This window comes from Proteus columbae (genome assembly GCF_002777965.1).
Taxonomy (GTDB): domain Bacteria; phylum Pseudomonadota; class Gammaproteobacteria; order Enterobacterales; family Enterobacteriaceae; genus Proteus; species Proteus columbae.
The window spans coordinates 306,481-322,194 of sequence record NZ_NGVR01000023.1; the positions used below are offsets into that span (position 1 = coordinate 306,481).

The following is a 15,714-nucleotide window of genomic DNA, read 5'->3' on the forward strand; positions in this document are numbered from 1 at the left end:
ATGAAATTATAAATGACATAACGTGCGCCACATCTCATTTAAATGTAATTATGATGTTTATGATTGTTCCCGTATGTGATTAATATAAAAATTTAAAGGAAAGAGAATGCGTAAAGTCACGTTAGCTTTTAGTGCAATTGCTTTAGCGTTAAGTTTAAACGGCGCGGCAATGGCAAAAGTACATCTGCCAGAAGTTGTTAGCCCAGGTGTTACGGTTGCACAACTTGCACAACAACAACCAATTCATTGGGTTTCTGTTGCTGATATTGAAAAAAGCCTAGCAGGTCAAGCACCGATGGCGGTTGGTTTTGATATTGATGACACCGTTCTGTTCTCAAGCCCAGGTTTCTACCGTGGTAAACTGGAATACTCTCCAAACGATTTCAGCTACCTGAAAAACCCAGAATTCTGGGATAAAATGAATAATGAATGGGATAAATTCAGTATGCCTAAACAAGTCGGTATCGATCTTGTTCAGATGCACTTAAAACGTGGAGATACTGTTTATTTCATTACTGGTCGTACTCAAACTAAAACTGAGACTGTGACCAAATATGTACAAGAAGGCTTAAACATTCCTGCTGATAAAATGCAGCCTGTTATTTTTGCTGGTGACCAACCTGGCGCAAATAACAAAGTCAGCTGGATGCGTGATCACAAACTGAAAATTTACTACGGTGATGCTGATGCTGATATCGCAGCAGCAGATGAATTGAATATCCGTGGTATTCGTATTCTGCGTGCAGCTAACTCATCTTACCAACCACTGCCAAAAGCAGGTCAGTTTGGTGAAGAAGTCGTAATCAATTCAGAATATTAATCTTTACCCTTTGTTTACCTTTATTTGTAAGGCGTAGGAAACTGCGCCTTTTTCGATTTTAAAATACCTTCCATTTAAATAATCTTATTTATCCATTCATAATTCTTTATTATTTCTTGAAAGCTTATTTTTAATTTGTCTGTTTTTTGTTCTTTTATTGTGCCTTTATTTAAATTATATATTTGAATATAAAAACAGCTAAATAGTCTTTTTTTGATTAAATAAAATCAAATTTCTATCAAGGACTTACAAAACTTTAAAAATATTAGTTTATTCCTATAAAACTCTTTTCCAAGCTCATCTAATATTCTAGGATACCAAAATAATAATAAGGGATGAGGGTAGAGGATTTATGGCGCATAAACCAATTAAAAGAGCAATCGCATATTCAGTTGTTATAGGTACACTCCTATCTGGGCACTATACAATGGCCACAGAAACAGAGCCGGTGACTTTATCTGCACCCGAAACAGAAAACGCGACATTAGTTCCTGTGAATAACGAAACTATGCCAGCACCTGCAATTGTGGCTATGAATGTTCCACAATTGACGGAATTAGCAGTAAGAACAAAACTACAATCATGGGGCTCAACAGCAGGATACAAACCGTTATATTTAACCCAGATAGTGAAAGTTTACCAAGCAAATGACTTAGCATTAATCTGGCAAGATGAAAAAATAGTACAGCAATTACAGCAACAAATTGCTGAAGTGGCGATATCGGGGATCCAACCTCAATTTGGGCAATGGCTAATACAACTAGAGTCACCTGAATTAACAAAAGAAGCGCGTGACCTTATTTTATCAGATGCTTTTTTAGGCTATATCAGTTTTGTTGAGCAAGTAAATAAATCAGGCATATCTTTACTGTATCGTGATGTGATGCAAACATTACCATCACCAACTGATAAATCAGTCGTGGAATTACAGCAAAATATTCAAAATAATACCTTAGGTAGTTTTGTTATTTCTTATGCACCGTCTCATCCTTATTACGCCTTAATGAAAGAGGAAGTGCGAAAGCAGTTACATAGTTCAGTTGTTTGGCCAGAAATGAAAGGAACGACATCATTAAAGCCAAATCAATCATCACAAGAAGTTGTACCGCTGAGACAGATTTTACGTAATTTAAAATTAATTCCTGAGTTGGCAGCAAATGAGCAGGAAATTGTAACAACCGTTTATGACGCGCCTTTAGTTGCGGCAGTTAAATTATTTCAAACTGCTCATGGATTAGAGCCAGATGGTGTTATTGGGCGACAAACGCGAGTGTGGTTAAATATAACACCAGCACAACGCGCTAGTATTATGGCATTAAATATTCAACGTCTTCGCCTGACTCCTGCTATTGGTGATACTGGAATTTGGGTTAATATTCCTGATTTTTCACTCTATTTTTATGCTAATAACGAGCTTATTCTTGACTCAAAAGTTATTGTCGGCCGTCCTGATAGAAAAACACCGATTATGAGTAGTGCACTAAATAATGTCGTGGTTAATCCACCTTGGAACGTGCCAACAAGCATGACTCGTAAAGATATTGTACCTAGAGGTAAAGCAGATCCTAGTTACTTTAGTCGTAAGGGATATACCATTTACTCAGGATGGGGAAATGATGCTTATCCTATTAACCCATACGATATTGATTGGCAAAATATGAGTGCTAATAACTTCCCTTACCGAATTTGGCAGGCTCCGGGGCCAACAAACTCATTAGGGCGTTATAAATTTAATATGCCAAATTCAGATGCAATATATCTGCATGACACACCAAACCATTCACTGTTTTCAAAAAATATGAGAGCAATCAGTTCAGGCTGTATTCGTGTTAATAAAGCCTCTGAACTTGCTTCAATTTTATTAGGCGATGCAGGATGGAAACAAGATAGAATTGATGCGGCATTAAAACGTGGTTCAACACAATATGCGTTAATTCCTGAACGTATTCCGGTTTATTTATATTATCAAACAGCATGGGTAGCGCAGGAAAATGCGCCTCAATATCGTGCAGATATCTATGCTTATGATAAAAGTATTACAAATGCACAACCTTATTTAGAGAATATTAAGAAATACTTGTGATATAAATAAATATAAATTAAATAAAGGACAACTAATTTTATTGTCCTTTATTTTTATATAAATCAATAAGATGAAATCATTTTTTTGTGATTATTAATAAGAGAACTAAAAATATAAAATATTTTTAAAATTTCTATTAAAAATAGAATGATAAAAATAGAATTTAGTATAAATAACTAAATTTATAAAATTACTAATGGCGTTAAATTGAAATGAAGTGTTATTTACAATACTATACAAACAATAAGAAACAATTCGAGAAATTTATTGTCATAATAATGGTTCTTCCTCCTGAAATAATTTGTTGAGTGCATATACTATGGATATTATTGATTCACATCGCCGTAAATGGCTGGGGCTTGGTATGGCCGCAGTGGGATTAGGGTTATTGCCTTCTCATGCATTTGCTTCATTAGCAACACCTCGTCCGAAAATCCTTCGCTTTAATAATTTAAATACCGGTGAAACTATTAAAGCCGAGTTTTTTGATGGAAAACGTTATAATAAACATGAGCTTGCTAAATTAAATCACCTTTTTAGAGATTACCGTCAAAACAAAATCAAAACCATTGATCCCGCACTGTTTGACCAAATCTACTTATTGCAAGTGATGCTTAATAACAATAAACCCGTTGAACTTATTTCAGGTTATCGCTCTTTAGTGACGAATAATAATCTACGTCATAGTAGTAGCGGAGTGGCAAAGAAGAGCTATCACACGCGTGGACAAGCAATGGATTTTCGTTTAGTCGGCACTGATCTTTCTAAAGTTCGTCAAGTCGCACTAAGAATGAAAGCGGGTGGTGTAGGCTATTATCCAAGAAGTAATTTTGTGCATATTGATACAGGACCTGTCCGCTCATGGTAATCTATTGAGAATTAGATAATAAAGAGTGGAGTGATTCATGATGTATCACATTGTACCTGTGACAAACTATATGCAAAATTGCACCCTTATTTGGTGTGATGAAACGAAGGAAGCGGCGATTGTTGATCCTGGTGGCGATGTCGAAACGCTTATTGCGGAAATCGAAGAACGCCAATTAACATTGACCAAAGTATTATTAACACACGGGCACTTTGACCATATTGCAGGCACCTCACAAATTGTTGAGCACTTCAATGTCCCTGTTTATGGCCCTCATAAAGATGATAATTTCTTATTGGAAGAATTAGAACAACAGTGCCGTATGTTTAATTTCCCTTGCGGAAAGTCATTTACACCAGATAGCTGGTTAAATGAAGGCGATACCATCACTATCGGTAAAACCATTTCGTTATCCGTTTTACATTGCCCGGGGCATACACCAGGACATATTATTTTTGTAAATCACCAGAATAAAATTATCTCTATGGGAGATGTGTTATTCAAAGAAAGCATTGGTCGTACCGATTTTCCTCGTGGAAACCATGCTGATCTTATTGCTTCAATCAAAAATAAAGTTTTACCTTTAGGCGATGATTATCTGTTTATTCCGGGGCATGGTCCAATGTCTAATTTAGGACATGAACGCCAATATAATCCTTTTTTACAAGATGAAATGCCAATCTGGTAATACTGATAATATCTATTAATTGATGAAAAGCTCTTTATATTGAAGGGCTTTTTTTATGAATAAAAAGTGTGGTTTATATTTCTTTTATATCAATAAAAATGCCATGTTATTTAATAACATGGCATCTATCTTATCTAGCCTCTAAAAAATATCAGAGTACTGCAACAATGGCTTCACACAGTGGAACCATGTTCTCAAGGGTTAAACCTGCAACGTTAATACGGCCTGAACCCACGATATAAATACCATATTCAGCACGTAAGCGTTCAACTTGCTTTTTATTTAAACCACTAAATGAGAACATACCATTTTGGTCGATAATAAAGCTAAAATCTTGCTTAGCGCCTTTTTCTTGCAGAGTAGTCACTAACAGTTGACGCATACGCTGAATACGTTCGCGCATGGTTGTTAGTTCTTCAATCCACTCTTCTTTTAACTCTGGGTTAGAAAGGATCGTTGTTACTACTGAAGCGCCATGTGCTGGTGGGTTTGAGTAGTTTGCACGAATAATTGCTTTTGCTTGGCTAAATGCTTTCTCAGCAGTGTCGCTGTCTTTGGTGACAATGGTGCATGCACCTACACGTTCATTATAAAGACCGAAATTTTTAGAATATGAACTAGCAACAATAAGCTCAGGGTTCTTTTCTGCAAAAAGACGTAAGCCTTGTGCATCTTCTTCAAGACCACGCGCAAAACCTTGGTATGCAAAGTCAAAAACAGGTAACCAGCCTTTTTCTGCTGACAGTTCAGCTAATTGGCGCCATTGCTCTTCTGTTGGATCAATACCACTTGGGTTATGACAGCAACCATGGAACAAAACAACATCGCCAGCTTGAGCTTTGGCAAGGCTTTCTAACATGCCTTCAAAATCTAACCCATGATTTTCTGCATCATAATAATCATAATTACAGATCTCAAGACCTGCAGTTTGGAAAATATTATTATGGTTAGGCCAAGTTGGATTACTTATCCAGACGCGTTTTGCGGTGGTTTGCTGAGCAATAAAATCAGCTGCAATACGTAAAGCACCTGTACCACCTGGGGCTTGTGCTGTGCGTGCGCGTTTTTCAGAGATAATAGGATGCTGTTCACCAAACAAAAGTGCTTGGGTTACATTGCCAAATTCAGGGATACCGCTAATAGGAAGGTAGTTTTTGGTGGTTTCGTTTTCTAACAGGTATTTTTCTGCTTTCTTAACAGTGGTCAAAACAGGTGTTTTACCTGTCTCATCCTTGTAAACACCAATCCCTAAGTTAATTTTGTTTTCACGAGGATCAGAACGGAAACTATCAGCTAAACCTAGAATAGGATCGGCTGGTGCAGCAATGATTTTCTCAAACATAGTGTAATTGTTCCCTAAGCTCAAAACGAAGCCGAAATATGAGTATCAAGAGTAACGCTATGAGGGCTTTTTGCCAACTGTTTGTAGAGAAATTAGCAAGAAGTTGTGAACTAAGTGAGAATAAATAGCAAATCAAGATGTAAATAAGTGAATATCCTGTGATTACATTAACACGTAAAAATTATTACTAAAAAAACCTAATTGTTTAGTGCGATAAACTTTTTGATAATTTGAAAAACAAAGAAAAGAGGGGATGTTTTTAAGTGAATAAATAAATGGTACGTGTGGTGGAGGTAGTGATTGTTAGATTTAAAAATAAAAAAGCAACACCGAAGTGTTGCTTTTCAAATCAATTAACTTGACTGTTTAATTACCTAAGTGGTAATTAGAACTGATAAGTCAGACCTAAACCAACTACGTTGTCGTCGTTGATGCCCAGTTTGTTATCAGATTTCAGCAGGTTGATTTTGTAGTCAACAACTGCAGTCATGTTTTTGTTAAATTTGTAGAAAGAACCTACAGAGATATATTTAACTAAATCTTCATCACCAACAGCTACGCTTCCCTTATACAGGTCTTTACCTTTAGATTGAACATAACCTAAAGATGGTTTCAGACCTAAATCAGCAAAGTCATACTGTGCAGTTAACTCGATGTTTTGAGTTTTGTTAGCAATGTTACCGTCACCTTTGAAATGAGTCATGTTACGGGTTTCACCGTACATAGCTGCTAAGTAAACATTGTTAGCTGCAAATTTAGCACCGGCGTTCCATGCTTCTGCACGTGAACCTTTAGCAGAACTGAAGTCTTGTTGGCCAGAAGTACGAGCAGAGTTAGAATAACCACCACCCAGTGTTACGCCCCAGCCTAAGTTATAAGCTGTAGAGAAACCAAAACCGTCGCCATTAGCTTTTTTATCTACACTATAGTGAGTGCTACCGTTTTGTACCCATTTGTCGCCACGAGCATTACTGGTGTTTTCGTTGTTTTTACCTTGGTATTGCAGAGCAAAACTTAGGCCATCAACATAACCGAACATATCAGTGTTACGGTAAGTTAAAACACCAGTAGTACGGCTAGTCATGTAAACGTCAGTTTGTGCCATGGAGTCGCCGCCCCATAAAGGCAGTACGTCTGTCCATGCGTTGGTGTCGTAAATTACACCGTAGTTACGACCGTAGTCCAGTGAACCGTAGTCAGCAAATTTAAAACCAGCATAAGCAAAACGAGCACGTGAATCAGTGTCACCTTCAGTGTTGCTTGTACGGATTTCGTATTCGAAACGACCAAAACCAACTAAATCTTTATTGATTTGAGTTTCGCCTTTGAAGCCGATACGTGCACGAGATGCATCACCGTCTTCACCTGAATCTTTATCAGCGAAGTAATGACGAACGTCAACTTTACCGTAGATGTCTACTTTGTTGCCGTCTTTGTTGTACATTTCAGCTGCGTTTGCTGCACCAGCAAACATTAAAGCTGGGATTACCACTGCAAGAAGATTGCGCTTCATCATTATTATTACCCTCATTGGTGTTATTCAGACACCTTTGCCACTGCCAGAAATAGTTTCTTAATTTTTATGGAACTATTTATGAGAGTTAAGTGTCGTCTGTGTCGGGTGACAGTGTTCCATTGGTAAAAAATTTTATCTACCCCCAATTTGCTACAAAAACGAAAAAAGTGTAACAAATTGTAACTATGTATTTCAAAGTGTGTATTTCGGGGAACTTTTGAATCAAATAACAGCCATGCATAAAAAAAGCCAACCTTGAGGTTGGCTTCTTGATTTAAGTGAAACGAGTACAATAAAACAGTAATGCAAATTTCTAGTTGAATACTAATTAATCACTAAATTAAAAATCTGCATTTCTTGGTGTACGTGGGAATGGAATAACTTCACGAACATTTGAGACACCGGTCACATAAGCAACTAAACGTTCAAAACCTAAACCAAACCCTGAATGAGGCACTGTGCCGTAACGACGCAGGTCGCGATACCACCAGTAGTCTTCTTTGTTCATTCCCATTTCGTCTAAACGTTTATCAAACATATCTAAACGTTCTTCACGTTGAGAGCCACCGATGATTTCACCAATTCCTGGTGCTAACACGTCCATTGCTGCAACTGTTTTACCATCTTCATTCATACGCATATAGAATGCTTTGATGTCTTTCGGATAGTTTTTCACAACAACAGGTGCTTTAAAGTGTTTCTCTGCAAGATAACGCTCATGTTCAGAAGAGAGGTCAACACCCCAATAAACTGGGTTTTCAAATTTCTCACCACAGTTTTCAAGCACAGTGACCGCATCGGTATAATCAATTTGAGCAAAATCAGAGGTGATAAAGTTCTCTAAGCGTGTAATAGCGTCTTTATCGACACGTTGTGCAAAGAATTCCATATCATCTTTACGCTCTGCCAATACAGCTGCAAAGGTGTATTTCAGCATTTTTTCAGCAAGGGCTGCAATATCGTTAAGATCAGCAAATGCCACTTCTGGTTCAACCATCCAGAATTCAGCGAGGTGACGGCTGGTATTTGAGTTTTCAGCACGGAATGTTGGACCGAAAGTATACACTTTGCTTAATGCAGAGGCGTAAGTTTCACCATTTAGCTGACCAGAAACAGTTAAAAACGCTTCACGGCCAAAAAAGTCTTCACTGAAATCAACTTCGCCTTTATCTGTGCGTGGCAGGTTGTTCATATCTAATGTAGAAACACGGAACATTTCACCCGCACCTTCTGTATCAGCCGCTGTAATAAGTGGCGTAGAAACCCAGAAGAAGCCTTGTTCATCGAAGAAACGATGTAGTGCTTGTGCTAATGTGTGACGAACACGAGCAACTGCACCAATTAAGTTAGTACGAGGACGAAGGTGAGCAACTTCACGTAGGTACTCAATACTATGACGTTTGGCGGCCATCGGATAAGTTTCCGGATCATCGACCATTCCTACCACAACAACATTAGTGGCTTGAATTTCAAAGTTCTGTCCCTGGCCCGGAGATTCAACAATTTTACCGGTGACTTCCACAGAACAGCCTGTGGTTAAGTGCAGCACTTCATCTTGATAATTCGGTAAATTATTATTAATGATGGCCTGTACTGGATTAAAGCAGGAACCGTCATAGACGGTAAGGAATGAGATACCAGCTTTTGAATCTCTTCTTGTACGTACCCAACCGCGAACGGTGACGTCTTCGCCAACCGCGATACGGCCTTGCAGTACGTCGACTACAGGCGCAACGATCATAAATAAATCTCTCTTCGTTTAATTAAAATAATTGTTTGGTTAATTCACTCTGCCCCTGTCGGACAGTTTTTCTATGTTACTTGCAATAGCGCAGGAAACAAGTAGGAAATTTTAGTTTAAAGAGTCAATAAAGAAGAGAAAAGCTTTTGTATAAAATAAATTGATAAAAATAGGTGAAATATTGATGAAAGCGGGTGTTATGACAGCAGTATGACAAAAGAAAGGGCAATTATTACCCTTTCTTTTATTAATGAAGATTTTTAGCTAATTAACAGGCCTGTTTAACAAGAGGAACGTCAAAGGCTTTGCGTAGCTTGTCAACAAAATCATTATCGTCACAAATCGTTTTACCGGGGCTATCTGATAATTTAGCAACTGGCTTACCATTACACTCCACCAGCTTAATCACAATATTAAGAGGTGTAATTTCAGGAATGTTACAAGTGAGTCGAGTACCAATACCAAAGATTAGACGAATACGCTTATGGAAATGCTTATAAAGTACAAGTGCTTTTTGAAAATCGAGGCTATCAGAAAAGACTAATACTTTACTCATTGGATCAATACCCAATTTTTCATAATGCGCGATCGCTTTTTCACCCCATTCAATTGGATCGCCAGAGTCGTGACGTAAACCTTGGTAGCTATCGGCAAAGTTTTTATCAAAATCACGCAAGAACGCATCCATTGTAATGCAATCTGTTAATGCAATACCTAACTGATCTGGATATTCATTTAACCAAGATTGTAAGGCTGCACGCTGGCTATTAGCAAGCTCAGGGCTAATTTGCTGATGAGCTTGAAACCACTCGTGGGCCTGTGTTCCCACAGGAGCCAAATGCATACGTTCAGCTAAATAATAGTTACTTGTACCAATAAGATAAGGGAAATGATTTTTCAGCTCATCCACAATGGCACACTGCACATCATAAGAGAAACGGCGGCGAGTACCAAAATCCATTAATTTAAAATCAGCTAAGTCAATCTGTTGCTCAGCCGCATCACGGTAGAAGATATCAATTAATTTACGTAGTTGATTAACTGCATCATCTGGTGTGATTTGAGGAGAGCGAGCACGATGTACAATTTCACTCACTAAAGCCAACAAAGGAACTTCCCATAGAATAACTTCGCGCCAAGGGCCCGTTATTCTGATCGACAGTTGATTTTCAGGTGTTGTTGAAATATGGACTTGTTCTGGTTTAAAGCGAAAATGCTTAAACCATTGCAGATAGTCATTTTTGAAAAAGGGGAGGCTCTGAAGATAGTCAAATTCTTCATTCGTTAATGACAAGTCTGCCATCATATTAACTTGATGGCGTAAGGTTGTTGCATATTCACCTAGACGTTCATCACTCCGACAGCGGAACTCAGCAACGACAGGAATATCACTATAATGGTGGTAAACCGCTTGTTGCATGTGGAGCTTATATGCATCGGTATCCAACAGTGATGTAATAATCGGTGTAGCGTCTAAAATCATAGCGCGTCAAGCATCCTCACGGAGCGTTTTTATGTCTGCTAAATCGTTAAGGTTGGAGAGTATACCCGAATATGACGACAAAGCGTCACTATTCAACAATATTTCTCTGCGACATAAAAACAAGCTGTAAAACTTAGATGAGTTTACCACGTTAAACATAATTTGGGAGTATATTAGCATCATTTACCAAATAAATTGATTACATGTATTAATAAGCTATTAACATTCTGTTGACTTTTGGTGTTTTCAATTGAATATTCGACTGGCTAAACAGATTTTTGACGAGTAAGCTTTGGCAATATAACCGTTAAATAGTCGTGTTAACTAAAAGGTTTTTTCTATGACACAACAAAGAATCGCGAAATTTCGCAAAGATTATCGTGCCCCTGACTACACAATTACCGATTTACATCTTGATTTTATCTTAGATAAAGAAAATACCCAGATTACAGCAATAAGCCAATGTAAACGTCTAAACTCAGATGCGACAGCATTAGTGTTAGATGGTGAAGACTTAACATTAAAATCAATCGCAGTGAATGATGTTGCTTGGACACACTATAAAGAAGAAAACGGCAAACTCATCATTGAACAACTGCCAGAGCAATTTACATTAAAAATTGTTAACGACATTAATCCATCGGCTAACACGGCGTTAGAAGGGTTGTATGTTTCTGGTGATGCATTATGTACACAGTGTGAAGCTGAAGGTTTCCGCCATATTACGTACTATTTAGATAGACCTGATGTGTTAGCTCGTTACACCACAACAATCACGGCAGACAAAAAACAGTATCCTTATTTATTGTCCAATGGTAACCGTATTGCGCAAGGTGAACTGGATAATGGTCTTCATTGGGTAACATGGGAAGATCCACATCCAAAACCAAGCTATTTATTTGCTGTGGTAGCGGGTGATTTTGATGTATTACGAGATACTTTTATCACCAAAAGCGGTCGTGAAGTTGCCTTAGAGCTTTTTGTTGATAAAGGTAATTTAGATCGTGCAGATTGGGCTATGACATCATTGAAAAATGCGATGGCATGGGATCAATCTCGCTTTAATTTAGAATATGATCTCGACATCTATATGATAGTTGCTGTTGATTTCTTTAATATGGGTGCAATGGAGAATAAAGGACTGAATGTCTTTAACTCTAAATATGTGCTAGCGAAAAGTGAAACGGCAACTGACAAAGATTACTTAGGTATTGAGTCTGTTATTGGTCATGAATATTTCCATAACTGGACAGGTAACCGTATTACTTGTCGTGATTGGTTCCAGTTAAGCCTGAAAGAAGGTTTAACCGTTTTCCGCGATCAAGAATTTAGTTCTGACTTAGGCTCTCGCTCTGTTAATCGTATCAATAATGTACGAGTGATGCGTACCGCTCAGTTTGCAGAAGATGCAAGCCCAATGGCGCACCCAATTCGTCCTGATAGTGTGATCGAAATGAACAACTTCTATACTTTAACAGTATATGAAAAAGGTTCAGAAGTGATCCGAATGATCCACACCTTATTAGGTGAAGAGCAATTCCAAGCTGGTATTCAAATGTATATTCATCGTCACGACGGCAGTGCTGCAACATGCGACGATTTTATTCAAGCAATGGAAGATGCTTCTAATGTTGATCTTACTTTATTCCGTCGTTGGTATAGTCAATCAGGTACACCTCAGCTGACTGTTCGTGATAGTTATGATGCTAATAAAAAGCAATACACTTTAACTGTTAGTCAAATGACGCCACCGACAGCCGATCAAACTGAAAAGCAGCCATTACATATTCCATTGGATATTGAATTATATGATACCAAAGGCAATGTGATCCCACTGCGTTCACAAGGCCAAACTATTTCTAATGTATTGAATGTGGTACGTGAAGAGCAGCAGTTTGTCTTTGACGATGTGCCAGAACAACCGATCCCATCTTTATTACGTGAATTTTCTGCGCCTGTAAAACTTGACTATCCATTTACGGATGAGCAACTCTCTTTCTTAATGAAATATGCACGTAATGCATTTTCACGTTGGGATGCGGCTCAAGCATTATTAGGTCGCTATATAAAAGAAAATGTTGCTCGGGTTCAAAAGGGGGAAACCTGTATTCTGCCTGAAATGGTGGTTGATGCTTTCCGCGCAGTATTACTTGATAAAGATATTGATCCTGCATTAGCTGCACTTATTCTGACATTACCAACAGATGTCGAAGCGGGTGAATCATTTAGTATTATTGATCCAGTTGCTATCCATAAAGCGCTTGGCTTTATTCGTAAAACACTGGCAACTGAAATGGCTGATGAATTCTCAGCTGTTTATCATTCAATGCATATCGGTGCTTATCGTGTTAATCATGATGACATTGCAAAACGTGATTTACGCAATGTGTGTTTAAGTTACTTAGCGACTGAAAATGCACAAACAGGCAATCACCTTGTTGATGTGCAATATCACAACAGCGATAACATGACTGACGCGCTTGCTGCATTGAATGCCGCTGTAATGGCTCAGTTACCTTGCAAAGATGCGCTATTACAAGAGTTTGATGATAAATGGCATCAAGATGGTTTAGTGATGGACAAATGGTTTAGTTTACAAGCCATGAGCCCAGCAAAAGAGGTGTTACAGAAAGTACGTAGTCTGTTATCTCATCGCTCATTTACACTTGCAAACCCTAATCGTACTCGGGCGTTAATTGGTGCATTTGTGAATAATAACCCTGTGGCATTCCACGCAGAAGATGGCTCAGGTTATTTATTACTGACAGAAATTCTGACTGATTTAAATAGCCGTAACCCGCAAGTTGCATCACGCCTTATTGAACCGTTTATTCGTTTAAAACGTTATGATGCAACGCGCCAAGAAAAAATGCGTGCAGAGTTATTAAAACTGAAAGAACTTGAGAATTTATCGGGTGATTTATATGAGAAAATCACCAAGGCGTTAGCTGATTAATATTAGGTTTTATATCACTTTATGAGTGAGTAAATAGTATAAAATCAGCAAGATAATTAGATCCCCAGCATAGTCTGGGGATTTTTTATGGCGAATTGTGAAATTGAGGCGTTTACTTTTCGTGCTTTTATCTATATGATGCTCGACGCTTAAATTGTCGTAGACATATCATTCCTAATACCCGATATTCTCAATGGAGATCGTATGTATTATTCCTTAGTAAGGAAGGCATTGTTTCGGCTAGATCCTGAACGTGCCCATGATTTTACCTTCCGTCAGTTAAAACGTTTATCTCATTCCCCATTTCAATTTCTTATTCAGCAGTCACTTCCTTCTAAACCCGTTTCCTGTATGGGACTCTCATTTAAAAATCCACTAGGTCTTGCTGCCGGTCTTGATAAAAACGGTGATTGTATAGATGCATTGGGTGCAATGGGATTCGGTTTTATTGAAGTTGGTACGGTGACACCACGCCCTCAAGTGGGAAATGATAAACCTCGTTTATTCCGCTTAGTGGAAGCAGAAGGTTTAATTAACCGAATGGGCTTTAATAACCTTGGCGTCGATAACTTAATTGAAAATGTAAAACAATCTCGTTATGGTGGCGTACTGGGTATTAATATCGGTAAAAATAAAGATACCCCAGTAGAGCAAGGCAAAGATGATTATCTGATTTGTATGGAAAAAGTCTATGCTCATGCCGGTTATATCGCAATCAATATCTCATCACCAAATACACCGGGTTTGCGTACACTACAATATGGTGAAGCATTAGACGATCTGCTATCAGCAATTAAAAATAAACAATTAGAGTTGCAGGGTAAATATCAAAAATATGTTCCTGTTGCTGTTAAAATTGCACCTGATTTAACGCATGAAGAATTAATTCAAGTTGCAGATAGCTTAGTCCGTCATCATATTGATGGTGTTATTGCGACTAATACCACATTAGATAAATCATTAGTCAGTGGATTAGATCACTGTAATGAAGCTGGGGGATTAAGTGGTCGCCCGGTACAATCAAAAAGCACACAAATAATTCGACAATTAAATGAAGAATTAAAAGGTGCATTACCTATTATTGGTGTTGGTGGAATTGATTCATTAACTGCAGCCAGAGAAAAAATGGATGCGGGCGCGTCTCTTATTCAAGTCTATTCAGGATTCATTTATCAAGGTCCTGCACTTATCAAATCTATAATTAATCATATCTAAATACATTTAATAATGAGTTAGGGGCTTTTCTTCTGCCCCTAACTCGTTTATATTGCCCCTAGTTGGTTATTTTTTATTAAATTGCACTGATTGTGCTTAATTAATAGTAAAATGAATCCTGTTTTTGTTAGGTGATATTAAATATTTTATTTAGGTCATTTAATTTTGATTGTTTATCAGAGTATAAAACAGGGAATGAATCGAAGGGGGATTAATTAGTGATAATAAAACCCGATGATCGCTGGCGTTGGTATTTTGATGTTGAGCAACAAAAATTAATGCTTGATTTAGCAAACGGTATGGTTTTTCGTTCCCGTTTTCCAAGCAAAATGTTGAGTGAGAGTGCTCGACAATCAGCATCTTTTACCGTTGATGATGCAGCTCTTTATTATGGATACGATGAGCAAATTCGACAAATAGATATGCCATCAGAATCAAGAGCTGAATTAGCTTTAAATGCATTAATAGCCCATCGCTTTTTAAAGCCACTGATGCCTAAGAGTTGGTATTTTGAAGTTAACAATAATCAAATCAACCCTTATTTATCTCAAGTGGTAGAAACTTCATTAAAAGAAGAAGGCGAAACCGCTCTTTTTTTAGTGACTGAAGTGGGGGCTCAAGCTTGTTTATGTTTATTAGCTCAACCTCAGTTAACATTATTTGATAGAACGCTTAATTTTTGTGACCCAATAAAAATTATGAATGATAGGTTAAGCAATTACCATAAAGAGCCAGAGTCAGGATCATTTTTGTACGAGAAAGTTATTTAACAAAAAGAGTAAAAAGGACTTACTCTTTTTATCGTCACTCATTTCACTCATTATTTATAACATTCTAAAAACAAATCCACCCCAAACAATACTTCCTAAAATCAAATCTTCATTACTCTCTTTCTGTAATCTTTTTCTAAAAAATAAAATGAATTTATTGATAATTTATTATTGAGCTATTAATAAGATAATTCTTATTAAATAAACTGTTTTATTTAAAATAAAAAAGAAG

11 protein-coding genes are annotated in these 15,714 nt (G+C 37.5%); 7 read left to right on the forward strand and 4 right to left on the reverse strand.

The window, feature by feature from the left end:
* Positions 1 to 106 precede the first annotated feature (106 nt).
* The 4 genes from aphA to CBE70_RS12390 all read left to right on the forward strand — a co-directional run bounded on the left by aphA (position 107) and on the right by CBE70_RS12390 (position 4,459).
* Positions 107 to 820, forward strand: coding sequence for an acid phosphatase AphA (gene aphA, locus CBE70_RS12375; protein ID WP_098943714.1), 714 nt, complete (start codon positions 107 to 109; stop codon positions 818 to 820).
* Between the two features lie 352 nt (positions 821 to 1,172).
* Positions 1,173 to 2,903 carry a L,D-transpeptidase gene (ldtD, locus tag CBE70_RS12380; protein WP_100159582.1) on the forward strand — a complete coding sequence of 577 codons (1,731 nt, stop codon included), beginning with the start codon at positions 1,173 to 1,175 and terminating at the stop codon, positions 2,901 to 2,903.
* 319 nt (positions 2,904 to 3,222) lie between these two features.
* A complete protein-coding gene (locus CBE70_RS12385; protein WP_099074987.1) occupies positions 3,223 to 3,771 on the forward strand; it encodes a YcbK family protein in 549 nt (182 codons plus the stop codon).
* A gap of 37 nt (positions 3,772 to 3,808) precedes the next feature.
* Positions 3,809 to 4,459 carry an MBL fold metallo-hydrolase gene (locus CBE70_RS12390; RefSeq protein WP_100159583.1) on the forward strand — a complete coding sequence of 217 codons (651 nt, stop codon included), beginning with the start codon at positions 3,809 to 3,811 and terminating at the stop codon, positions 4,457 to 4,459.
* 151 nt (positions 4,460 to 4,610) lie between these two features.
* Here CBE70_RS12390 and CBE70_RS12395 read toward each other — a convergent pair whose 3' ends face one another.
* The 4 genes from CBE70_RS12395 to pncB form a co-directional block, all read right to left on the reverse strand.
* On the reverse strand, positions 4,611 to 5,801 hold the full coding sequence (locus CBE70_RS12395; RefSeq protein WP_100159584.1) for an amino acid aminotransferase: 1,191 nt from the start codon (positions 5,799 to 5,801) through the stop codon (positions 4,611 to 4,613).
* A gap of 385 nt (positions 5,802 to 6,186) precedes the next feature.
* Entirely contained in the window at positions 6,187 to 7,317 is a 1,131-nt protein-coding gene (locus CBE70_RS12400; protein ID WP_100159585.1) for a porin, read from the reverse strand.
* Positions 7,318 to 7,657: 340 nt separating this feature from the next.
* Entirely contained in the window at positions 7,658 to 9,058 is a 1,401-nt protein-coding gene (asnS, locus tag CBE70_RS12405) for an asparagine--tRNA ligase (RefSeq protein ID WP_100159586.1), read from the reverse strand.
* Positions 9,059 to 9,326: 268 nt separating this feature from the next.
* On the reverse strand, positions 9,327 to 10,541 hold the full coding sequence (pncB, locus tag CBE70_RS12410) for a nicotinate phosphoribosyltransferase (protein WP_100159587.1): 1,215 nt from the start codon (positions 10,539 to 10,541) through the stop codon (positions 9,327 to 9,329).
* A gap of 340 nt (positions 10,542 to 10,881) precedes the next feature.
* Between pncB and pepN the strand changes: the two genes are divergently transcribed.
* The 3 genes from pepN (at position 10,882) to CBE70_RS12425 (ending at position 15,482) form a co-directional block, all read left to right on the forward strand.
* A complete protein-coding gene (gene pepN, locus CBE70_RS12415; protein ID WP_100159588.1) occupies positions 10,882 to 13,497 on the forward strand; it encodes an aminopeptidase N in 2,616 nt (871 codons plus the stop codon).
* A 204-nt stretch (positions 13,498 to 13,701) separates the two neighbouring features.
* On the forward strand, positions 13,702 to 14,712 hold the full coding sequence (gene pyrD / locus CBE70_RS12420) for a quinone-dependent dihydroorotate dehydrogenase (protein WP_036912193.1): 1,011 nt from the start codon (positions 13,702 to 13,704) through the stop codon (positions 14,710 to 14,712).
* Positions 14,713 to 14,930: 218 nt separating this feature from the next.
* Positions 14,931 to 15,482 carry a cell division protein ZapC gene (locus tag CBE70_RS12425; protein WP_100159589.1) on the forward strand — a complete coding sequence of 184 codons (552 nt, stop codon included), beginning with the start codon at positions 14,931 to 14,933 and terminating at the stop codon, positions 15,480 to 15,482.
* The last annotated feature ends 232 nt before the right edge of the window (positions 15,483 to 15,714 follow it).

Excerpts from the sequence above, each read along its gene's own strand:
- CBE70_RS12395 (WP_100159584.1), bottom strand. The coding sequence starts at position 5,801 with ATGTTTGAGAAAATCATTGCTGCACCAGCCGATCCTATTCTAGGTTTA.
- pyrD (WP_036912193.1), top strand. The coding sequence starts at position 13,702 with ATGTATTATTCCTTAGTAAGGAAGGCATTGTTTCGGCTAGATCCTGAA.
- asnS (WP_100159586.1), bottom strand. The coding sequence starts at position 9,058 with ATGATCGTTGCGCCTGTAGTCGACGTACTGCAAGGCCGTATCGCGGTT.
- pepN (WP_100159588.1), top strand. The coding sequence starts at position 10,882 with ATGACACAACAAAGAATCGCGAAATTTCGCAAAGATTATCGTGCCCCT.
- CBE70_RS12385 (WP_099074987.1), top strand. The coding sequence starts at position 3,223 with ATGGATATTATTGATTCACATCGCCGTAAATGGCTGGGGCTTGGTATG.
- CBE70_RS12390 (WP_100159583.1), top strand. The coding sequence starts at position 3,809 with ATGATGTATCACATTGTACCTGTGACAAACTATATGCAAAATTGCACC.
- pncB (WP_100159587.1), bottom strand. The coding sequence starts at position 10,541 with ATGATTTTAGACGCTACACCGATTATTACATCACTGTTGGATACCGAT.
- ldtD (WP_100159582.1), top strand. The coding sequence starts at position 1,173 with ATGGCGCATAAACCAATTAAAAGAGCAATCGCATATTCAGTTGTTATA.
- aphA (WP_098943714.1), top strand. The coding sequence starts at position 107 with ATGCGTAAAGTCACGTTAGCTTTTAGTGCAATTGCTTTAGCGTTAAGT.
- CBE70_RS12400 (WP_100159585.1), bottom strand. The coding sequence starts at position 7,317 with ATGATGAAGCGCAATCTTCTTGCAGTGGTAATCCCAGCTTTAATGTTT.